The sequence below is a fragment of the Xanthomonas sp. D-36-1 genome, from assembly GCF_017746155.1.
GTDB lineage: Bacteria > Pseudomonadota > Gammaproteobacteria > Xanthomonadales > Xanthomonadaceae > Xanthomonas > Xanthomonas cissicola.
Genome location: NZ_JAGHWR010000009.1, coordinates 15616 through 36471 on the forward strand (window position 1 = coordinate 15616; position 20856 = coordinate 36471).

Genomic DNA, 20856 nt, shown 5'->3' on the forward strand with positions numbered 1-20856 from the left:
ATTGCTCGCCGGATGGACACCCCTCTTCCTCTGGGAGAGGGGTTGGGGTGAGGGTACGGGGCGAAGCAACGGGCATGTCACCTTTGCAGGCGCGTGGCGACGCGTTTCTCATTGCAGGGGCGCGTAAATTTCTGCGGCGCCCCTCATCCACCCCTGCGGGGCAGCTTCTCCCCCATGAGGGAGGACAATGTCCCGTCGGGAGAAGGAATCACCTCTCCGGCCGGAACCTGCGTACCGTCAATCCATCACCGCCCAAGCAGCAACAGCACATCCCGCGCAATCGCCGCAGCCTGCTCGCGCAACTCCGGCACCGCCAGGCTTTCCCACAACGTGCCGATGCGCAGGCTGCCGATCACCCGCAACTGCGGCTGCGTACGTCCATCTGCATCGATCAGGCTGCCATCGGGGCCGGTGTCCATGCCAATCCCGTGCGGGCCGGCCACTGCAATGCCCTGCCCCAGCAATTGCTGCAGCAGCCGGTTACGCATCGCCTGAACGCGCATTTCCACACCGGTGGCATTGACTAGGGTCTGCACATCCAGCTGCAAGGCATGTCCGGCACTGGCGGCCCCGGCGCTCACGCGCACGCAAGCGCCCACCTCGAAGGCCACATCCAGCCGCGCGCGATGCACCTGCAGCTGCCCGCGCGCGTGCATCGTCTGCAGCTGCGCATGCACCGTTGCGGCGATGCGATGCCGATGCACGTCCCAGTAGCGCACCACATGCCGTAGAAAACGGCGCTGATCGGCAACCGACAGCGTCTGCCATAACGCCTGACTCAACGGCCGGATGCGTTCCATCACGCTCTGCCATGGCAGGCCCTGCGCGGCGGCGGCACGCGCGTGCAGGCGCAGGGTACGCATGCGCGCGCGCAGCGGCATTGTCAGCAGAGGCTGTGGATCGAACAGCGCCATGCCGCCGTGCGCCTGCGGCAACGGCAGCAACCCATGCCGCGACACCACATGCACGCTTGCCCGATGCCCCTGCGCTGCCAGCGTCACCACGGTATCGGCCATGCTCAAGCCCGAACCGACGATGCACACGGCCGCGTCCGGTGGCAGCGCTGCCACCGCCTCGGTCTCCCAGGCTTCAACACGCTGCGCATGCGACAACCCGGTGGCCCCCCGCAGCGGAAGCGGTCGCAGTGCATTGCCCACCGCCAGGACCACCGCGCCAGCCTGCAGCAGCTGTCCATCGTCCAGCTGCAACAGTGCGCCACCGGCATTGGGGTGCAGGGACTGCACGCGTGCGCAGTGGACGCGCAACATCGCCGGGCTGTGCGCGCATGCCGCCTGCAAGCGATCGCGCAAATATGGCGCGTAGTGCCGGCGTCCCACGAACTGCCGCGGCAACTGCGCATCCTCCAGTTCGGGGCAACAGGCGTTCGCGCGCAGGTAATCGACAAAATCGTACGGCAGCTCCGGCAGCGCACTCATGCGCGCAGCCGGGACATTGAGCAGGTGTTCGACACGCGCAGTGGAATACGCCACACCCTCGCCAAGCGCCGCACGCGGCTCGATCAGGACGATCTGCAACGGCGCTGCAGCCTGGCGCAGCAGCTGCAGCGCAACCAGCACACCGGACGCGCCACCACCGACGATGGCGATGATTGCATCGCCGGGATCACGCAGTGTATTCATCTCGACATTGTAGGCGATGCGTCCGAACACCCGCAGGCCGTCACCGGCAGTGGTTGTCTTCCACGGCATCGCAAGCGGTACGACGGCCGCAACCCGGAAGGCAGCCTCTTCCAGGTCATGCGCCTGGATCGACGCAAGCGGCCTACATCAACGCATCGGCCAGCCGCGCAATGCCCTCGCGACTGCGGCGCCAGGCCGGGCGGCGACGCCACTGTTCCAACGTCAATTGCCGCGCGTTGGCCAGATAGTCCTGCTCGATCTCACGCAACCGCTGCACCACGCCAGTGTCGTAGCAGAGCATGCCGATCTCGGCGTTGAGCGCGAACGAGCGGATGTCCAGATTGATCGAGCCCACCAGCGCAATGTCCTCATCCATGCTCAGGTGCTTGGCATGCAAAAAGCGCGGGCGATACAGCGCAATCTTCACCCCGCAACGCAGCAGCTCTTCGAAATAGGCCTCCTGCGCCCACGCGGCCAAGCGTTGGTTGTTGTGTTCGGACAGGATCAACTGCACATCCACCCCCGACACTGCGGCGATGCGCAATGCGCTCAGCAAGGCTTCGTCGGGCACGAAGTACGGCGTGACCAGCACCACCTTGCGCCGCGCCAGATGGATCACCGCATTGATCGCATCGCGCGCATTTTCGAACGGATACGCCGGCCCGCTGGGCAGCAATTGCGTGGCGATATTGGCCTCGCACACCGGTGCATCGGGCCACACGTCCAGCCGCTCTCCGGTTTCGGTGAACCAGTCGCTGGCGAAGACCGCTTCCAGATGATTGACCACCGGCCCGCGCACGCGTGCCACCAATTCGCGATTGGGCACGCCATCAATGAAGCCGGCCTCGGCCAGATTCTGCGAACCGACAAACGCCACCCGGTTGTCGAGCACCGCAATCTTGCGATGGTTGCGCAGATCCATGCGGCCGCTGCGACGCCAGCGCAAACCTCCCGGCAATACTGCCAGCACCTGCACGCCACCGTCCTGCAGGCGCTTGCGGTAGCGGCGCAGGCCGCGCTTGGCGCCCACCGCATCCAGCAGCAAGCGGCAACGTACGCCGCGCACGCTGGCGCGTTCCAGCGCCGCTACCACCGCCTCGCCCACCGCATCGTCGAACATCAGGTAGTACAGCAGGTGCACACGTTTGTCGGCCGCGTCGATCGCCGCGATCAGGGCCTGCAACGACTGCGCGTAATCGTCGAGCAATTCCACCGCGTTGCCCAGCGTGGGCATGAAATCGCCTTCGCGTTCGATGAGCGGCACCACTTCGGCACTGCTGGTGTCTGCCTGGGGCATCCAGCGCAACGCATGCAAGGGCAGTTGTTGTTCGCGAATCACCTGCGAGGCGGTGGCTTGCCGCTCCACCCGCAGCCGCGACAACCACGGGTGGCCGAACAACAGATACAGCGGCAGGCCGACCACCGGCACGAAGCCGATCAGCAGCAGCCAGCTGCGCGCCGCACCCGGCGTGGTGCGGGCGGGAATCCATAGCAGTGCGGCCAGGCGGATCGCCCAGTCCAGTGCCAGCAGCCAAGTGCCTGTGACCCAATCGGGCAGCATCAGTGTTCCGTCTTCGTCAGGAACCCGATTCTGACTTGGCCGCGCGTAAACGCAACGGCGGCGGCGCACAGACAGGGGGGCAATAGCGAAACGGCCCGCCCTGGGCATCGGCAGGCTGCACGCGTTCGGCGCAGACCTGCCGCAATGTCTGCACGAAGGCCGACTGCATCCGGGTGGGATACCAGTCGCTGCGCGTGGTCATGCCGATCTGCCGGCGCAGCAGCGGCCCGGCGCTGCCGATCTCTTCCAGCAGGCCGGCGCGGCGCTCGAACAGGAACTGGTCGCGCGACATCAAGGTCAACCAGTCGCCCTCCAGCAGCAGGCCACGCACGGTCAGTTCGGCGCCGCATTCGATGCGCACCGGCGGCGGCTCCAGCTGGTGGTCGCCGAACAGCTGCTCCCAGCGCGCGCGCACCGGCGTGCCGGCCGCAGCGATCACCGAGGGATAATCGCGCAGTTGCGCAAACGCGTAGCCCCGCCCGGCCAGGGGGTGGCCGCTGCGCGCCACGATCACCGGTTCGTCGTCGAACAGCGGCTCCTGCAGCACATCGCGTACCGGCAACGGGTCGCGCAGCGCACCGATCAACAGATCCAGGCCACCCTCGCGCAGATGCGCCAGCAATTGGTCGTACGGGCCCTCGACCACCTGGACGCTGGCGCCCGGGTACGCATGCGCAAACCGCGCCAGCACCTGCGGCAACAGAATCGCGCGCGCCAGCGGCATCACCCCCAGGGTGAGGCGGCCGGCGTGCTGCGAACGCAATGCGGCCACCTCGTCCAGACCGGCGCGCAACTCGGCCAGCGCCAGCCGCACCTGCCGCAACAGCCGCAGCGCCACCGGCGTGGGCTGCATGGTCTTGCCGCGGCGTACCGTCAGCGGCACTTCGATCACATCGGCCAGCGCTTGCACCGCGCGATAGATCGCCGGCTGCGAAACGCCGGCGCGCACCGCCGCCAACGCGTAACTGCCTGCCACATCTACCGCCACCAGGGCCTGCAAGTGGCCCAGCGACACCCGCCGCTCCAGGCCAGGGCGGGCCGGCAGGCGCAGCGCGCGACGCGCGACCCCGATCCCCCGGCCCAGATGCGCCAGCACCCGCTCGATACGCGGCACCAGCAACCCGGCGGCCTCGGTGGCCAGCATGCCGCCCGGGTGCCGGTCGAACAGGCGCACGCCCAGTTGCTGCTCCAATCGCGCCACGGCCTGGGTCAGGGCCGGCTGCGACAAATTCACCCGCGGCGCCGCCGCGCTGATGCTTCCGGACTGATGCACCACGACCAGCGCGTAAAGGTGACGCAGATTTGGTTCCGGGCTCGGCTGCATGCTCTAACTATAAGCAAAACCAATATGCATACCTCAAATGAATCTTGAGCCAGCTGGCTCTGCCCGGCCAGACTCGGCGCACTCTTAACGAGGATGGATGGATGAGCCATGTCGTTACCCGGATCGAGCGTACGCCGTTGGCCATCGTCGACGGGCTGGCGCAGTCCGGCGTGGCGACCGTGCACGAAGCGCAGGCCCGCAGCGGCCTGCTGCATCATCGGCTACGTCCCATCTACACCGGCTGCCGCATCGCCGGCACCGCGGTCACCGTGTCGATTCCGCCCGGCGACAACTGGATGATGCATGTGGCCATCGAGCAACTGCATGCCGGCGATGTGCTGGTGGTCGCGCCAACCAGCGACTGTTGCGACGGCTACTTCGGCGACCTGCTGGCCACCTCGGCGCAGGCGCGCGGATGTCGCGGCCTGATCATCGATGCCGGCGTGCGCGATCTCACCGCCATGCAGTTCCCTGCCTGGAGCCGCGCCATCTGCGCGCAGGGCACCATCAAGGAGACGCTCGGCTCGGTCAACGTGCCACTGGTGTGCGCCGGGCAACTGATCCAGCCCGGCGATGTGGTGGTGGCCGATGACGATGGCGTCTGCGTGGTGCCGCGTGCCACCGCTGTCGATGTGCTGACCGAAGCGCAGGCGCGCGAGGCACGCGAACTGCTCAAGCGCGAACGTCTGGCACGCGGCGAACTGGGCCTGGACATCTATGCGATGCGCGAACGTCTGGCCGCCAAAGGCCTGCGTTATGTCTGAGCGCGTGCGCGCGATGTGGATGCGCGGCGGCACCTCCAAGGGTGGATTCTTTCTGGCCGACGAGTTGCCCGCCGACACCGCCGCGCGCGATGCGTTCTTGTTGCGCGCCTACGGTTCGCCGGATGCGCGCCAGATCGACGGCATGGGCGGCGCCGACCCGCTGACTTCCAAGGTCGCCGTGGTGTCGCGCTCCACGCATGCCGATGCCGACGTGGACTATCTGTTCCTGCAAGTCGCGGTGGAACATGCGCAGGTCAGCGATGCACAGAACTGCGGCAACATGCTGGCCGGCGTTGCCCCGTTCGCGCTGGAACGCGGCTTGCTGCCCATACGCAATGGCCAGACCCAGGTGCGCATCTTCATGCGCAACACCGGCACCCTGGCCACCGCCACCGTGCAGACGCCCGATGGCAAGGTACGTTACGACGGCGATGCCCGCATCGACGGCGTCCCCGGCACGGCTGCGCCGATCGCGCTGGCATTCGCCGATATCGCCGGTGCTTCGTGCGGCGTGCTGCTGCCGAGCGGGCATGCGGTGGACACGCTCGACGGTGTGCAGGTCACGCTGATCGACAACGGCATGCCCTGCGTGGTGCTACGCGCCAGCGATGTCGGCATCAGCGGTTACGAAGACCGCGCCACGCTCGATGCCGATGCTGCGCTACGGGCGCGTCTGGAAACGCTGCGTCTGCAGGCAGGTCCGTTGATGCATCTTGGCGATGTGCGCGACGCCACGGTGCCGAAAATGATGCTGGTCGCCGCCCCGCGCGCCGGTGGTGCGATCAGCGCGCGCTCGTTCATCCCGCACCGCTGCCATGCCTCCATCGGCGTGCTGGGTGCGGTCACCGTCGCCACCGCCTGTCTGTTGCCCGGCTCGCCCGCCCACGCGCTGGCGCAGGTGCCCGGCGGGCGCAGCCAGCGGCTGGACGTCGAACACCCCAGCGGCGCAAGCAGCTGCCTGATCGATCTCGATGCGCAGGGCGCCGTGGTCGGTGCCGCGGTGGTGCGCACCGCGCGCAAATTGTTCGATGGTGAGCTGTATGGCTGAGTATTCCGCTGCGTCGCCAAGCTGCGGCAACCGCCATCGCAGCGGCACGTGTGCGTGTGTGCCGTTCGAGGAAGCCATTGCTACCCAGTGCGTCGCGATCCGTGCCCATCTGCACATCGGGACCACCACATCCACCGCGGCCTGCAGCGTCCGTGCACCCGGCCGGCCCACCTTGCGCACAGGCAATCGCTGGCGCGCCGCTTCCGCTGCAACACACACACCATCGCCATGATCATCGACTGCCACGGCCACTACACCACCGCGCCCGCCGCGCACGATGCGTTCCGCACGGCGCAGATTGCGCATTACAACGATGCGCACGCGCCTGTGCCGGTGTATCCGTACATCTGCGACGATGCGCTGCGTGAAAGTGTCGAGCTGCACCAACTGCGCCTGCTGCGCGAGCGTGGTGCCGACATGACGATTTTTTCGCCACGCGCCAGCACCATGGCGCATCACATCGGCGACGAAGCGGTGAGCCAGGTATGGACGCGCCATTGCAACGACCTGATCGCACGCGTGGTACAGCTGTATCCGCAGACCTTTATCGGCGTATGCCAGTTGCCGCAGTCGCCGGGAGTGCCGATCGCGCACGCGATCGCCGAACTGGAACGCTGCGTCAACGAACTGGGTTTCGTCGGCTGCAACCTCAATCCCGACCCGTCCGGCGGGCACTGGAATGGTGTGCCGCTGACCGACCGCGCCTGGTATCCCTTTTTCGAGAAGATGGTGGAACTCGACGTCCCGGCGATGGTGCATGTCTCCGGCAGCTGCAATTGCAATTTCCACGCCACCGGCGCGCATTATCTCAATGCCGACACCACTGCTTTCATGCAGTTGCTCGAAGGCGATTTGTTCACTGATTTTCCGGACTTGCGCTTCGTCATTCCACATGGCGGCGGCGCGGTGCCGTATCACTGGGGCCGCTTCCGCGGCCTGGCCGATATGCTCGGCAAACCTGCGCTGTCCACGCATGTGATGCGCAACGTGTTCTTCGACACCTGCGTGTATCACCAACCGGGGATCGACCTGCTGTTCGAGGTGATCGACATCGACAACATCCTGTTCGGCTCGGAGATGGTCGGCGCCGTGCGCGGCATCGATCCGCAGACCGGCCACTACTTCGACGACACCAAACGCTATGTCGATGCACTGGCGATTTCCGATGCCGACAAGCACAAGGTCTTTGAAGGCAATGCGCGGCGGGTGTATCCACGGCTGGACGCGCAATTGCGTGCGCGTGGGCTGTGATCCCCTTCTCCCTCCGGGAGAAGGTGCCCGTAGGGCGGATGAGGGTACGGGCGAAGCCTCGTGCACTCAGAATAATTGCGTAGGCTTCGCCCCGTACCCTCACCCCAACCCCTCTCCCGAGGGGAGAGGGGCTTTGTCACGCACCTTTGCCTCTCTTGGGCTTGGCTGGCAACCCGATAGTGGAAATCACACTGCCATCGGCGCCTACACGCATCAAGACCATTCCCCAACCCCACAAACGCAAACACCCGCCTTGCGGCGGGTGTTTGCTTGAAAGCGGATCCAGCGATCAGTCGATCACTTGATCTTGCCTTCCTTGTACATCACGTGCTTACGCACGACCGGGTCGTACTTCATCATTTCCATCTTCCCCGGAGTGTTCTTCTTGTTCTTGTCCGTGGTGTAGAAGTGGCCGGTAGCGGCCGAGGAAATCATACGAATCTTGTCACGCTTGCCTTTTGCCATGACTGCTTACTCCTCAGACCTTTTCGCCGCGCGCGCGCAGCTCTTTCAGAACGGCATCGATGCCGTTCTTGTCGATGGTGCGCAATGCATGCGCGGAAACACGGAGCTTCACCCAGCGGTTTTCGCTGGCAACCCAGAAGCGACGCTCGTGCAGGTTGGGCAGGAAGCGACGACGGGTTCTGTTGTTTGCGTGGGAGACGTTGTTACCCGTCTGCACACGCTTGCCGGACACTTGGCATACGCGGGACATTACGCACCTCGATAAATGAATTGCCACCCATAGCCTGGGGAGCGGCGGCCCCGACAGCGCCAGGGCTGTCACGCAACGTTGGGAATCAAGAACTTACGCTGGAACAGGCCGGCAACCCCATTGCGTTGGGTACCGCCATCCGGAGCGATCCGGGCACAGCGAGCCGCGCATTATGCACGGCTTTCCTATGTGCCGCAAGCACTTAGCGGACCCAAGACCGGGCCGGGCCACGCATCGACCCAAGCCTGCTTGGTCGCGGACGATTGCAGGTCTGGCTCACTGCCTGTCGCCCGATCATCCGCGTGACGCCCGCTACTCCGCCGCTCCACGCTCCCGACGGGGCGCCCGCTCCCGATGCAGCCAGCGATACAGCACCGGCAACACCAGCAGGGTGAGCAGGGTGGAAGAGACGATGCCGCCGATCACCACCGTGGCCAGCGGGCGCTGCACTTCGGCGCCGGCCCCGACATTGAAGGCCATCGGCACGAAGCCCAGCGCGGCCACCAGGGCGGTCATCAGCACCGGTCGCAACCGCGCCAGCGCGCCTTCGCGCAATGCCCGCTCCAGCGGTATGCCGTCAGCGCGCAGGCTGCGCACGAACGCGATCATCACCAGGCCGTTGAGCACCGCCACGCCCGACAACGCAATAAAGCCCACACCGGCGGAAATCGACAAGGCCAGCCCGCGCAGGGCCAAGGCCAGCACGCCGCCGGTCAGCGCCAGCGGCACGCCGCTGAACACCACCAGCGCATCGCGCAGCGAGCCGAACGACCAATACAGCAGCGCGAAGATCAGCAGCAAGGTGCCCGGCACCACCCAGGCCAGGCGCTGGCTGGCGGAGATCAGCTGCTCGAAGGTGCCGCCGTAGCCGATCCAGTACCCGGTGGGCAGCTTGACCTGCATCTGCACGCGCTGCCGCACCTCGGCCACGAAGCTCCCCAGATCGCGATCGCGCACGTTGGCGGTGATCACGATGCGGCGCTTGCCGTCCTCGCGGTTGATCTGGTTGGGCCCCAGCACGGTGTCGATCTTGGCGACCTCGCGCAGCGGCACGGTGGTCGGCTCGCCACTGCGCCAGCCTGCCGCGCGGCTGGACTCGTCCGCATCGGCACGCTCGCCATCGCCACGCAGCGGGATCGGCAGATCGGCCAGCGCGGTGGGATCCTGGCGCAGAGATTCCGGCAGGCGCACCACGATGTCGAAGCGCCGGTCGCCTTCGAACAATTGTCCGGCCTCCTGTCCGCCCACTGCCGCGGCCACGGTGTCCTGCACCACACCGGGATTGAGCCCGTAGCCGGCCAGCGCGGCGCGATCGGGTACCACCGCCAGCATCGGCAGGCCGGTGGCCTGTTCCAGGCTCACATCGGCCGCGCCCGGCACCGCGCTGGCGATTTCCTGCACGCGCTGCCCGAGCCTGACCAGCGTGTCCAGATCGTCGCCGTACACCTTGATCGCCACATCCGCACGCACGCCGGAAATCAGCTCGTTCATGCGCATCTGGATCGGCTGGGTGAACTCGTAATTGTTTCCCGGCAACTGCTTCACCGCCTCCTCGATCTCGGCCAGCAACTGCGCCTTGGGCTTGCGCGGATCCGGCCACTGCGCGCGCGGATGCATGATCAGGAACGTATCGGCGACCGATGGCGGCATCGGGTCGGTGGCCACTTCGGCAGTACCGAGTTTGCCGAACACATGCGCCACCTCCGGAAACTGCTTGATGCGTTTTTCCAGCGTGGATTGCATGGTGATGGCCTGTTCCAGGCTGGTGCCGGGAATGCGCAAGGCATGCAGCGCGACGTCTCCTTCGTCCAGGTTGGGGATGAACTCGCTACCCAGACGCGTGGCCAATACCGCGCACAGCGCCACCGTTGCAAGCGCCGCAATCCCGACCCAGCGGCTATGCCGAAGCGCACGATCGAGCAATGGCGCATAGACGCCGCGCGCCCAGCGCATCGCGCGGTTTTCGTGCTCGGCCACCTTGCCGCCGAGCAGCAACGCAATCGCTGCAGGCACGAAGGTCAGCGACAACAGCATCGCGCCGGTCAGTGCCAGCACCACGGTGATCGCCATCGGGTGGAACATCTTGCCTTCGATACCGGTGAGCGCGAACACCGGCAGATACACTGCAGTGATGATGCCCAGGCCGAACAGGCTGGGGCGGATCACCTCGGCAGTGGCTTCGGCAGTGAGCTCGAAACGCTCATCGCGTTCGAGTACGCGCCCCAGCCGACGTTGCGCGTCGCCAAAGCGGCGCAGGCAGTTCTCCACGATGATCACCGCGCCATCGACGATCAAACCGAAATCCAGCGCGCCCAGGCTCATCAGATTGCCGGACACGCCACCACGCACCATGCCGGTGAGTGTGAACAGCATCGCCAACGGAATCACAGCCGCCGTGATCAACGCTGCGCGCACATTGCCCAGCAACAGGAACAACACCACGATCACCAGCAACGCGCCTTCGATCAGGTTCTTGGCGACGGTGACGATGGTCCGGTCCACCAACGCGGTGCGGTCGTACACCGGCACCGCCTGCACGCCGGCCGGCAGGCTGGCATTGGCCACCTCCAGCCGCTGCGCTGCGGCCTGCGCCACGGTGCGGCTATTGGCGCCGACCAGCATGAAGACCGTGCCGAGCACCACTTCGGTACCGTCCTGGGTGGCTGCACCGGTGCGCAATTCGCGCCCCTCGCCCACCTGCGCCACATCGCGCACGCGGATCGGCACGCCGGCGCGCCGATCCAGCACAATCGCGCCGATCTGCGCGATGTCGTCCACCTGCCCCGGCACGCGCACCAGAAACTGTTGGCCGTTACGTTCGATATAGCCGGCGCCGATGTTGCGGTTGTTGGACTCGACCGCTCGGGCAACGTCGTCCAGGGTAAATCCCAACGCGACCAGGCGCGCCGGATCGGGCGTGATATGGATCTGCCGCGCATACCCGCCGATGGTGTTGACCTCGGTGACGCCCGGCACGTTGCGTAGCTGCGGGCGCACCACCCAGTCCTGCAAGGTGCGCAGATCGGTCGCCGTCCATGCACTGCCATCGGGCTTGCGCGCATTCGGCTTGGCCTCGACCGTGTACATGAAGATCTCGCCCAGGCCGGTAGCAATCGGCCCCAGCTGCGGCTCCAGATCGGCAGGCAATTGTGACTTGACCTGCTGCAGACGTTCGGCCACCTGTTGCCGCGCGAAATACAGATCGGTGCCATCGGCGAAGACCGCCGTGACCTGCGACAAGCCATAGCGCGACAGCGAGCGCGTGGATTCCAGACCCGGCAAGCCCGCCAGCACCGTCTCCAACGGAAAGGTCACCCGCTGCTCGGATTCCAGCGGCGAATAGCCCGGCGCGGCGGTATTGACCTGCACCTGCACGTTGGTGATATCGGGTGTTGCATCGATCGGCAGGCGCGAAAAACTCCACGCCCCGATCGCAATCAGCACGCCTGTCAACGCCAGCATCAACCAACGTTGGGCAATTGCAAACCGGATGATGTCGGTCAGCATGACAAGCCCCTCCGCATACGCCTGGCAGCGCCCTGCGCCTGCCGGTGCTCTCGCCGCGTCACCGACCGATAACGCCGCCTCCCTACCGCGCTACCGCGCAACGCGCCAAACAAACAACCACCCAAACACCAGCGCTGCGTTGGCTGTGGCTGTGGCTGTTGGCTTTCGGGGCCCCATACCGCAGCGGCGAGGCCGGCAGAGACAACCCGCAGGGCGGCGCGCATGGATGCGCGACGTTTTTGTAAGGGACAGGGATGTCCCTTACAAAAATTTCTGCCGGACTTGCGCACCCACAGCGCCATAGGCGCGGAGGGCGCGAGGACGGGGTGTGCTTTCTTTTGGTTACTTTTCTTTGCACAAGCAAAGAAAAGTGACTCGCGCCCGACAGGGCGTGAAAGCCTTTGCCTAGGTCTGAAAGGGCGCGAACGCTTCGCTACCGCGCTGCCGCGCAACACGCCAGACAAACAACCACCCAAACAGCAGCGCTGCTGTTGCTGTTGCTGTTGGCCTTCGGGGCCCCATACCGCAGCGGCAAGGCCGGCAGAGACAACCCGCAGGGCGGCGCGCACGGATGCGCGACGTTTTTGTAAGGGACAGGGATGTCCCTTACAAAAATTCCTGCCGGACTTGCGCACCCGCAGCGCCGCAGGCGCGGAGGGCGCGAGGACGGGGTGTGCTTTCTTTTTGGTTACTTTTTCTTTGCACAAGCAAAGAAAAGGTGACTCGTGCCCGACAGGGCGCGAAAGCCTTGGATCTGGCGTGCATCCCCGTATCCGACATTCGCTCCCACTCAAAGACGCAATGACGTCGACCCCAGCGCGATCAATGATCATGCGAAGCCCCCGACTTTTCGATGTCGGCCTTCACCAGGTAACTCTGCTCCACCACCACCGCATCACCTGCCACCAAGCCCGATAACACGTGCACCTGCTGCGCATCGCGCGCGCCCAGCTTTACCGGGCGCACTTCGTAGACATCGCCCAACCGCACAAACACCACATCCCAGTCGCGGAACCGCTGCAACGCAGCCACCGGCACCACCATCGCTGCCGGTTGCTGCGCCACCGTGACCCGCGCCTTCACCGCAGATCCCGGCCGCCACAACCCATCGCTGTTGCGCAACACTGCGCGCGCCACGGTGCTCTGGCTCGCCGTGGCGGTGCCAGGCAACACCCGCTCCAAGGTGGTCTGCGCCACCACACCATCGCTGATACGCGTTACCGCCACCGGTGCACCGGCGGTGATGTGCCCGGCGTCGGCGCCGAAGATGTGCAGATCCACCCACAAGATGGACAGGTCGGCGATTTCGAACAGTGCCTGACCTTCGCCTGCGTTGCTGCCCAGGCTGGCATTGCGGGCAAGCACGACGCCGCTGATCGGTGCGCTCACCGAATAGGTGGTCAGGCTCAGATTGCTCTCCACCGTGGCCAGCACCTGACCGGCACGCACCCGGTCGCCCACGTTGACGCGCAGGCTGCGTACCGGCCCGGGAAAACGCGCGGTCGCCTGCGCTTGCGCGCCTTCTGCCGGCGTCAGTAGCCCCTGCACTTCGTGCTGGTCGGCAATGCTGCCGGCGCCGACGGCGGCCACACGAATGCCTGCGTCCTGCGCGACCTTCGCCGCGATGGTGGTGCGCCCCTCGTAGCTGGGATAGCGCCAGCGATGGGTCTTGCCCTGCACGGTGGCACGCACTTCCACATCGAACGAATGCGGCTCGCCGACCGTGCTGTCGGCCAGCAGGCTGCCGTCGTCGCGCGGCCGCAATTGGTGCACTTCATTAATGCCGCCGAGCCGCTTCAGATGCACCTCCACCTTGCCGGCGGTGGCCGGCAACGGTTTGCCATCGCGGTACAGCCAGGCCTGGTACGTAGGCGGCGTGCCGTCTTCGGCGATGGCCAGCTCCACGCTGTCGCCGTCCTGGCTGAGCAATCGCCCGCCGTGCGTGCCGGTCTGGGCTTCATCACCGTGCGCATCGGCGCCCGCCTCGCCTTCGGCGGCGTGCCCTGTGCGGTCATCGTGCGCGGCGTCGCTGTTGCGGCTGCAGCCACTGAGCGCCAGCGCCAGTAGCAGCGGCGCAATCATGAAACGTGTCATCGACGGTGGTCCTGGTTGGCGCCGACGCGCTGCGTCGGGCGAACGAATGGAGGTGGGCTGCATCGAAGGTGCGACTGGCGTGGGTATTGCGTGGCGAGCACTGGGCGCGGATGCGGATGCAGATGCGGATGCGGCAGATTCAAGCGGGCACGTGCACGCGGCACGACAACGCCATACGGAAACCGCGTTCATGGCGTCACCTGCGCAGCAGGATCGCGTACGAACGGCTGCCCGGTCAGGCGCTGGATTTCGATCAACGCGGTCTGCGCTTCCGACGCAGCAGCCAGTTGCTGCCGACGTGCCTCGCTGCGTTGCGCCTGCAGCTGCGCCCAGTCCAGATAACTGGTGGCGCCGGCGCGGTAGGCGCGCTCGGCGGCGGCATCGGCACGTGCGAGCGCGGGCAGTACATCGACGCGCATGCGCGTCACTTCCAGCTGTGCGGCGCGGTAGCGGCCATGCGCATCGGCCAGGGTTGCGTAGAGCACCAACGCCTGCGATTGGCGTTCGATATCCAGCAACGCCAGCTGCGCTTCGGCAGCGCCAATCTCCGGCTGCGCGCGTGCAGCGCTACCCAATGTCAGCGAGACGCTGCCGAGCAACGCAGTGGCGTCATTGCCTTGGAGCCGGCGCACGCCCACCTGCCAGTCCAGATCCGGACGCGCCTGGCTGCGCGCCAGGCGCACACGGGCTTCGCGCACGCGCTGCTCGCCGTTCAAGCGCGCCAGTTCCGGCGTGGCATCGAGCAGTTGCGCCAGCACCTCGAACTCGGGAATCGCCGGCAGCTGCAACGGGTCGCCGGTGATCGCGCCGAACTGCGGCGTGCGCTCGCCCCACAGCACGGCCAGCTGGCGGCGTGCCGCGAGCAGTTCCTGCTGGGCGCGGTCGCGTTCGAGTTCTGCACGCGCCTGCAGGGCCTGGGCGGTCAGCAGCACCGATTCGGGCGATGCGCCGGCCTGCAGCCGTTGGCGCGCAGCACTGACGGTGCGCTGGCGCTGGGTCAGCATTTCCAGCGCCGCCGCGTGCCGCTGCGCGGCCATGCCGATGGCCAGGTAACGCCGTGCCACCTCGGCCAAGACGTCGAGCCGGGCCAGGGCGCGTTGCGGTGCCAGCGCATCGAGACGCGCTTGCGCCAGGGTGCGGCGCGCGTCGAGCTTGCCGCCGCGTTCCAGCACGCCGGCCAGGGTGACGGTGAGTTCGGCCTGGTCCAGCGCGCGGGTGGGGCCGGTGCCGAAGACGTTTTCCAGTTCGGCACCGATGCGCAAGGGCGGACGCAGCGCGTCGCGCTCGGCTTCGGCGGTGAGGACTGCGCGTTGGCCATCGGCCAGGCGCAGATCGGGGTGCTGGCGGGCGACGCGCGCAATGGCGTCGTCCAGGGTCAGCACGGGTTTGGGCGGCAGGTCCTGCGCCTTGGCGCACGGCACCACCGCGAAGACGGCAAGCGCCGTCAGTCGCAACCACATGAGGGTGTCTCCGGATCGGGATCGATGGACAGGCCGGCAGCTGCCGGCGATGCATCAGGCCGCGATCGGAGGACGCAATGCGGTCTCGCTCAGATGCGAGCGGTAGGCGGTAGTCAGCACGGGCGGCTGCCCATGTGCGCGCGCAGGCAACGGGCCCCAGGCCAACGCCGGCAGCATGGCCGGGCTGTGCCCGTGGCAGTAGCCGCTGTGCATCAAGGCATGCAGCAAACCCGCACCGTCGCGCTCGCCGGCATCGCCTTCGTCGGCACCGTCATGGCCATGCGGTGCGGTGTCGTCCAGGTGCGCCTGGTCGTGTGCGAGCGTATGCACATCGCCCAGTGCGCAGGCGACCGGTGCGACCAGCACGCCCATGACCAGCACCAGCAACGCCATCAGGCGCAGCAAGGGAGGCAATCGACGGGCGCGGCGGAGCAGCATGGGCGCAGCGTATCGGGGCCAGGTGAGTTACACAATCGCATGCACGGTCTGGCGCGCAGCATCGTAGGAGCGGACCTGGCCGCGACGCCGTCCGGGCCAGCGCGATGGCGCTCTGCCTGCATGCCGGTTGTTCGCAGACAGCGCCCGGGCGGGCGAGAAGCGGCCGACGATTACCTGGAACTGGGATCGAGGCCAGAACGGCGCCAGGGGCGGGACGGCGTCGCGGCCGGGTCCGCTCCGACGGGGAGCGGACGGTTGGTCAGGGTCAGGGCGCGGCGGCGCGGGGCTTATTGGACGTTGCCGGGCGTGCCTTGCTTTCGGCGATGAAGGCGCGCACCTGCTGCTCCAGCACCGGCAGGGTGACCGAGCCCTGGCGCAGCACCACATCGTGGAAGGCCTTGATGTCGAAGCGGTCACCCAACTCCTTTTCTGCCTCGGCGCGCAGCTTGACGATGGTGATCTCGCCCAGCTTGTAGCTCAGCGCCTGGCCGGGCCAGGAGATGTAGCGGTCCACTTCGGTGGTGACTTCGTGCTCGCTGAGCGCGGCCCGATCGCGCAGATAGGCCAGTGCCTGCTCGCGGCTCCAGCCGTCATGGTGCACCCCGGTGTCGATCACCAACCGGCAGGCGCGCCACATCTCGTAGGTGAGCCTGCCGAATTCTTCGTACGGGGTTTCGTAGATGCCCATCTCCTGGCCGAGCTTTTCGGTGTACAACGCCCAACCTTCGCCGTAGGCGGAAATGTAGTTCTCGCGCCGGAACGCCGGTTGCTCGCCCTGCTCCAGCGCCAGCGACCCCTGCAGCGAATGACCGGGCGAGGATTCGTGCAGGGTCAGCGCCGGCAGGTTGTACAGCGGCCGCGACGGCAAATTGTAGGTGTTGACCCAGTAGGTGGTGGCACCGCCGCGGCCGGCGGTCCAGAACGGGGCGATATCGTCGGGCACCGGCTTGATGGTGAAGCGCCCGCGCGGCAGCGTGCCGATGAACTTGCCCACCTGACCGTCCACGCGCTTGGAAATCCATGCGGCGCGATCGAGCAACTCCTGCGGGGTCTTGGCGTAGAACTGCGGGTCGGTGCGCAGGAAGGTCAGGAACTGCGCGAAGCTGCCCTTGAAACCCACCTGTTTGATGATGGCGTTCATCTGGGTCTGGATCCGCGCCACCTCGTCCAGGCCGATCCGGTGGATCTGCTCGGGCGTCAGTTCCAGCGTGGTGTATTCGCGGATCTGCTGGCGATAGAACGCCTTGCCGTCGGGCAATGCTTCGGCCGCCAGCGTGGTGCGTGCCTTGGGCATGTAGTCGTTGCGGAAGAACGTCAGCAGCTTGCTGTACGCGGGAAGGACGGCAGTGCGCAACGCGGCCTCGGCCTGTTCGCGCAGTTGCGCCTGCTCGGCCGCCGGGATCTGCGCAGGCAGTTGCTTGAACGGCGCGTAGAAGGTCGATTCGGTGGGGTCTTTGACATCGGCCACGGTGGCGATGGAGACATCGCGCCCGTCGAGCACTGCGCGCGGCACGCTGAATCCGCGCGCCAGGCCGGCGCGCATGTTGACCGTCTGCTGCTCGAAATAGCGTGGTACATCGTTGAGACGCGCAATGTAGGCGCGGTACTCGGCCGCCGTCTTCATCGGCCGCTGCGCCATGAAACCCAGATTCGACCAGAACGAGCTGTCGGAATTGAACGGCATCTCGTAGGCACGCAGACGCACTTCGGCCGCCAGGTTCTCCACTTGCGGGCGGTAGATGGCGAAGTTGATCTGGTTGGCGGGCGAGAGCTGCTTGTGGTCGATGCCCTCGAGCTGCTTGAGTACGCCGTCCCACACGGCCAGACGCGCCTGCTGCGCGGTTGCGCTGACATCGGGCAGATGGGTGTTGTCGCCGGTGGTGTCGCTGTCTTCGTCGGCCTGGCCGGTCTCGGCCTGGCGCCAGGCCCACTCTTTCTCGTAGATGGCGCGGAAGCGCGCGTCGGCCGGTGCCTCGGCGGTGAGCGTGGCCGGGGCGGGTGGCGTGGCGGCCTGCGCCGAGGTGGCGGCGAAGCCTGCGCCCAGCAGGGCGAGCGAGAGTGCGGCGGCGAGCGGAGAGGTCACGTGCGGAAGGCCTGATCTGGAGCGAACGCCCGATCATGGCAGCCTGCGCGTGAGCTGCCATGGGCCGGAAGTCCCAACGCGGGCTGGCGCAGAGGCATGGCTGGAGTGTCGGCGCTGCCCTGATATTGACGGGCGTGTCAGGGGCTGCCCCCATCCGCCCTGCGGGCACCTTCCCCCGCAGGCGGGGGAAGGGAGTTGGTGCGCTCGTCGAGGGGGAAGGGGCTGGTGTGCTTATCCAACGAAGGCAGGCGCTGAGCTTGTCGGGGACGCTGCTCGCCCCCTCTCCCGCTTGCGGGAGAGGGTGGGGTGAGGGCCGCTTGAGACCGGCCGACGCGGCTTCGCCTCAGCCCTTGCGCACCACCACCAGATGCCGCTCGCCCTCCAGGCCGGGGACCCGCAGCGGCTGCACCTCACCCACGGTCCAGCCGGCCGGCAATGCGGCGATTTCGTCGTGCGGGTACACACCCTTCATCGCCAACAAACTGCCGCCCGGGCGCAGCAGGTGGCCGCCGACGGCGATGATGCCGGCCAACGTGTCCAGCGCGCGCGCGGTGAGATGGTCGTAGGCGGCCGGCTCGGCCAGCGCCTCGGCGCGGGATTCGGCAACACGGGCGTTGCCCAGCTCCAGATGGCGCAAGGCCTCGCGCATGAAGCGCGCCTTCTTGCCGTTGCTTTCCACCAGCGTCACCTGCAGCTGCGGGCGGGTGATCGCCAGCGGGATGCCGGGCAGGCCGGGGCCAGTGCCCAGGTCGGCCAGGGTGCCGCTGGCGATGTAGGGCTGCATGGCCAACGAATCGAGCAGATGGCGGGTGACCATTTCGCGCGGGTCGCGCACGGCGGTCAGGTTGTAGGTCTTGTTCCAGCGCACCAGCAAGGCCAGGTAGCGCAGCAGCGGTGCGGCGAAGGCCGCATCCAGGGATTGGGCCTGCAGGCCGCGCTCGAGCGCGGCGGAGACATCGGGGGCGAGTGCGGCATCGTTCATGGCGCGATTATCGCAGCTGGGCTGGCGGGCATGCGCGTACCGATCTCGGCATCGCGGCTGGAGATGGCGTGGTTGCCTCCCGCAGGCGTTCCCCTGCCACGTACTGTCCGTCCGCGCCGTGGCGGCCTGTGCTGAACCACTCGCAGTGACGGCGCAATACGCGACACAAAACGGACATGTCCTGACCACAGCATGGTCGTGTCTGCTTGCCTGCCGTTTGTCCATGCCCGTGATCGACCCGCCTGCCGCCTCACCCCTGCCTGATTGCGCTGCCACGCTTATGCCACCGGACCCGAGCCGGCGGCGCATCCTCATCGCTGGCGCCAGCCTGGCTGCGGCGGGGCTGCTGAGCCCGTTCGCACGCGCCAGCGGCAGTGCCGATCCCTTCACGCTGGGCGTGGCGGCCGGCGACCCGTTGGCCGATGGCTTTGTGATCTGGACGCGGCTGGCACCCCGCCCGCTGGACCCGGACGGACGTGGCGGCCTGCGCGCAGCGGTGCCGGTGCGCTGGCAGGTGGCCAGCGACCCGCAGATGCGCACCATCGTGCGCCAGGGCGAGACCATCGCCAGCCCCGTCTGGGGCCACGCGGTGCACGTGGAGCTCACCGGTTTGACGGCCGATCGGCCCTACTGGTACTGCTTTCAGGCCCTGGGGGCACGCAGCCCGATCGGCAACGCGCGCACCCTGCCGGCAGCGCATCAGACGCCGGACGCAGCGCGGTTCGGGTTTGTCTCCTGCTCGCACTGGGAACTGGGGTATTTCAGCGCCTACCGCCACCTCGCCGCCGAACAGCCGGACCTGGTGTTCTTCCTGGGCGATTACATCTACGAGTACAGCAACCACGGCGAGGCGGCGAACAAGATCGTGCGCCCGCACGGCAGCGGCGAATGCCTGGATCTGGCCGGCTACCGCAATCGCTATGCGCTGTACCGCACCGACCCGGACCTGCAGGCGCTGCATGCCGGCAGCGCCTGCGTGGCGACCTGGGACGATCACGAGGTACAGAACGATTACGCCAATCGCTGGTCGCAGGACCCGTCGATTCCGGTCGATACCTTTCTGGCCCGGCGCGCTGCCGCCTACCGCGCCTTCTACGAACATTTCCCGCTGCGTGCGCGGCATCGCCCGCACGGCGCTGACATGCGCATCTACCGCTCGTTCGATTACGGCCGGCTGGCGCGTTTCTACGTGCTCGATGGCCGCCAGTACCGCAGCGAGCAACCCTGCCCGCAGGCCAATGGCTGGCGCGGCGGCCATGTGGTGGCCGACAGTTGCCGCGAGCGCACCGAGCCGCGGCGCACCATGCTCGGCTGGGAACAGGAGCGCTGGCTGCATGGCGGCTTCGCGCAGTCGCCCGCACGCTGGAACGTCATTGCGCAGGATCTGCTGGTGGCACCGATGCAACAGGCAGGGCGCGACGGCGTGGTCGGGCACTGGACCGACGGTTGGGACGGCTACCCGGCCACGCGCGAACGCATGCTCGATGCGATTGCGAAGACGCGCCTGCGCAACCCCGTGTTCTGGGGCGGCGACATCCACTCGTACTGGGTCACCGACCTGAAGGCCGATCCGGCCGACGAGGCGTCGGCAACGCTGGCCACCGAATTCGTCGGCACCTCGATCACCTCCGACGGCCAGAGCAATGTCCAATTGCACGCGACCATGGCAGCCAACCCGCACGTGCATTACGTGGACGGGCAAACGCGCGGCTACGTGTCGGTGACGCTCACGCCGGGCCAGATGGAAACCCGGCTGCAGGGCATCTCCGATCGGCGCGACCGCAACGCCACGGTGTCGACAACCAAGCGCTTCGTGGTGGAGGACGGCAGGCCCGGCGCAGTGGAGGCGTGATCCACTGCGGCAGCGGCGGACGCACTGCCCCCCAGATGCGGCGCGCGGCATCCTGATCGCGGCGCACCGTGCGGCCCATCGCGTTAAAGCGGCCAGGCGTGGTCACCGACACGTAGCGGTAAGACGGCCGCGCTAAA

The 20856-nt window shown here is 67.0% G+C and carries 15 protein-coding genes; 4 read left to right on the forward strand and 11 right to left on the reverse strand.

All coding sequences use genetic code 11. From position 1 onward, the window contains the following. Window positions 1-245 precede the first annotated feature (245 nt). The 3 genes from J7367_RS03270 to J7367_RS03280 form a co-directional block, all read right to left on the reverse strand. On the reverse strand, window positions 246-1640 hold the full coding sequence (locus J7367_RS03270; protein ID WP_057659037.1) for an FAD/NAD(P)-binding protein: 1395 nt from the start codon (window positions 1638-1640) through the stop codon (window positions 246-248). A gap of 142 nt (window positions 1641-1782) precedes the next feature. Continuing rightward, complete coding sequence (gene cls / locus J7367_RS03275) at window positions 1783-3201, reverse strand: cardiolipin synthase (RefSeq protein ID WP_057659002.1); 1419 nt, start codon at window positions 3199-3201, stop codon at window positions 1783-1785. Between the two features lie 16 nt (window positions 3202-3217). Continuing rightward, a complete protein-coding gene (locus J7367_RS03280) occupies window positions 3218-4525 on the reverse strand; it encodes a LysR substrate-binding domain-containing protein (RefSeq protein WP_057659005.1) in 1308 nt (435 codons plus the stop codon). Window positions 4526-4626: 101 nt separating this feature from the next. Here J7367_RS03280 and J7367_RS03285 point away from each other — a divergent pair, with 101 nt between their 5' ends. From J7367_RS03285 to J7367_RS03295, 3 genes are all read left to right on the forward strand, one after another. Continuing rightward, entirely contained in the window at window positions 4627-5289 is a 663-nt protein-coding gene (locus tag J7367_RS03285) for a 4-carboxy-4-hydroxy-2-oxoadipate aldolase/oxaloacetate decarboxylase (RefSeq protein WP_057659006.1), read from the forward strand. Continuing rightward, the gene (locus tag J7367_RS03290; RefSeq protein ID WP_046832436.1) at window positions 5282-6337 is read left to right on the forward strand and encodes a 4-oxalomesaconate tautomerase; all 1056 of its coding nucleotides are present in this window, start codon (window positions 5282-5284) and stop codon (window positions 6335-6337) included. The genes J7367_RS03285 and J7367_RS03290 overlap by 8 nt, the downstream gene beginning before the upstream one ends. Before the next feature lie 228 nt (window positions 6338-6565). Continuing rightward, window positions 6566-7588 carry an amidohydrolase family protein gene (locus J7367_RS03295; protein ID WP_057659008.1) on the forward strand — a complete coding sequence of 341 codons (1023 nt, stop codon included), beginning with the start codon at window positions 6566-6568 and terminating at the stop codon, window positions 7586-7588. Window positions 7589-7885: 297 nt separating this feature from the next. Here J7367_RS03295 and rpmG read toward each other — a convergent pair whose 3' ends face one another. From rpmG to rsmG, 8 genes are all read right to left on the reverse strand, one after another. After that, window positions 7886-8053 (reverse strand): 50S ribosomal protein L33, encoded by a 168-nt coding sequence (gene rpmG, locus J7367_RS03300; RefSeq protein ID WP_002809462.1) that lies wholly within the window; start codon window positions 8051-8053, stop codon window positions 7886-7888. A 13-nt stretch (window positions 8054-8066) separates the two neighbouring features. Further along, window positions 8067-8303, reverse strand: coding sequence for a 50S ribosomal protein L28 (gene rpmB / locus J7367_RS03305; protein ID WP_002809459.1), 237 nt, complete (start codon window positions 8301-8303; stop codon window positions 8067-8069). A 312-nt stretch (window positions 8304-8615) separates the two neighbouring features. Beyond that, window positions 8616-11810, reverse strand: coding sequence for a CusA/CzcA family heavy metal efflux RND transporter (locus J7367_RS03310; RefSeq protein WP_057659010.1), 3195 nt, complete (start codon window positions 11808-11810; stop codon window positions 8616-8618). Between the two features lie 822 nt (window positions 11811-12632). After that, complete coding sequence (locus tag J7367_RS03315) at window positions 12633-13904, reverse strand: efflux RND transporter periplasmic adaptor subunit (protein WP_007972839.1); 1272 nt, start codon at window positions 13902-13904, stop codon at window positions 12633-12635. A 188-nt stretch (window positions 13905-14092) separates the two neighbouring features. Next, window positions 14093-15364: a TolC family protein gene (locus J7367_RS03320; protein ID WP_057659012.1), complete on the reverse strand. Its 1272-nt coding sequence runs from the start codon at window positions 15362-15364 to the stop codon at window positions 14093-14095. 54 nt (window positions 15365-15418) lie between these two features. Beyond that, entirely contained in the window at window positions 15419-15802 is a 384-nt protein-coding gene (locus J7367_RS03325) for a DUF2946 family protein (RefSeq protein WP_057659014.1), read from the reverse strand. Window positions 15803-16067: 265 nt separating this feature from the next. Further along, window positions 16068-17885 carry a DUF885 family protein gene (locus J7367_RS03330; RefSeq protein WP_057659016.1) on the reverse strand — a complete coding sequence of 606 codons (1818 nt, stop codon included), beginning with the start codon at window positions 17883-17885 and terminating at the stop codon, window positions 16068-16070. Between the two features lie 343 nt (window positions 17886-18228). Continuing rightward, window positions 18229-18867, reverse strand: a complete 639-nt coding sequence (rsmG, locus tag J7367_RS03335; protein ID WP_057659018.1) for a 16S rRNA (guanine(527)-N(7))-methyltransferase RsmG — start codon at window positions 18865-18867, stop codon at window positions 18229-18231. 223 nt (window positions 18868-19090) lie between these two features. On the opposite strand from rsmG, the gene J7367_RS03340 reads away from it, so the two are divergent. Continuing rightward, window positions 19091-20719: an alkaline phosphatase D family protein gene (locus tag J7367_RS03340; RefSeq protein ID WP_057659020.1), complete on the forward strand. Its 1629-nt coding sequence runs from the start codon at window positions 19091-19093 to the stop codon at window positions 20717-20719. The last annotated feature ends 137 nt before the right edge of the window (window positions 20720-20856 follow it).

What these genes read in the sequence shown, in the direction of transcription:
- J7367_RS03295 (WP_057659008.1), top strand. Translation starts at nt 6,566, where the DNA reads ATGATCATCGACTGCCACGGCCACTACACCACCGCGCCCGCCGCGCAC.
- rpmB (WP_002809459.1), bottom strand. Translation starts at nt 8,303, where the DNA reads ATGTCCCGCGTATGCCAAGTGTCCGGCAAGCGTGTGCAGACGGGTAAC.
- rpmG (WP_002809462.1), bottom strand. Translation starts at nt 8,053, where the DNA reads ATGGCAAAAGGCAAGCGTGACAAGATTCGTATGATTTCCTCGGCCGCT.
- J7367_RS03325 (WP_057659014.1), bottom strand. Translation starts at nt 15,802, where the DNA reads ATGCTGCTCCGCCGCGCCCGTCGATTGCCTCCCTTGCTGCGCCTGATG.
- J7367_RS03270 (WP_057659037.1), bottom strand. Translation starts at nt 1,640, where the DNA reads ATGAATACACTGCGTGATCCCGGCGATGCAATCATCGCCATCGTCGGT.
- cls (WP_057659002.1), bottom strand. Translation starts at nt 3,201, where the DNA reads ATGCTGCCCGATTGGGTCACAGGCACTTGGCTGCTGGCACTGGACTGG.
- J7367_RS03310 (WP_057659010.1), bottom strand. Translation starts at nt 11,810, where the DNA reads ATGCTGACCGACATCATCCGGTTTGCAATTGCCCAACGTTGGTTGATG.
- J7367_RS03285 (WP_057659006.1), top strand. Translation starts at nt 4,627, where the DNA reads ATGAGCCATGTCGTTACCCGGATCGAGCGTACGCCGTTGGCCATCGTC.
- J7367_RS03340 (WP_057659020.1), top strand. Translation starts at nt 19,091, where the DNA reads ATGCCCGTGATCGACCCGCCTGCCGCCTCACCCCTGCCTGATTGCGCT.
- J7367_RS03280 (WP_057659005.1), bottom strand. Translation starts at nt 4,525, where the DNA reads ATGCAGCCGAGCCCGGAACCAAATCTGCGTCACCTTTACGCGCTGGTC.
- J7367_RS03290 (WP_046832436.1), top strand. Translation starts at nt 5,282, where the DNA reads ATGTCTGAGCGCGTGCGCGCGATGTGGATGCGCGGCGGCACCTCCAAG.
- J7367_RS03320 (WP_057659012.1), bottom strand. Translation starts at nt 15,364, where the DNA reads ATGTGGTTGCGACTGACGGCGCTTGCCGTCTTCGCGGTGGTGCCGTGC.
- rsmG (WP_057659018.1), bottom strand. Translation starts at nt 18,867, where the DNA reads ATGAACGATGCCGCACTCGCCCCCGATGTCTCCGCCGCGCTCGAGCGC.
- J7367_RS03315 (WP_007972839.1), bottom strand. Translation starts at nt 13,904, where the DNA reads ATGACACGTTTCATGATTGCGCCGCTGCTACTGGCGCTGGCGCTCAGT.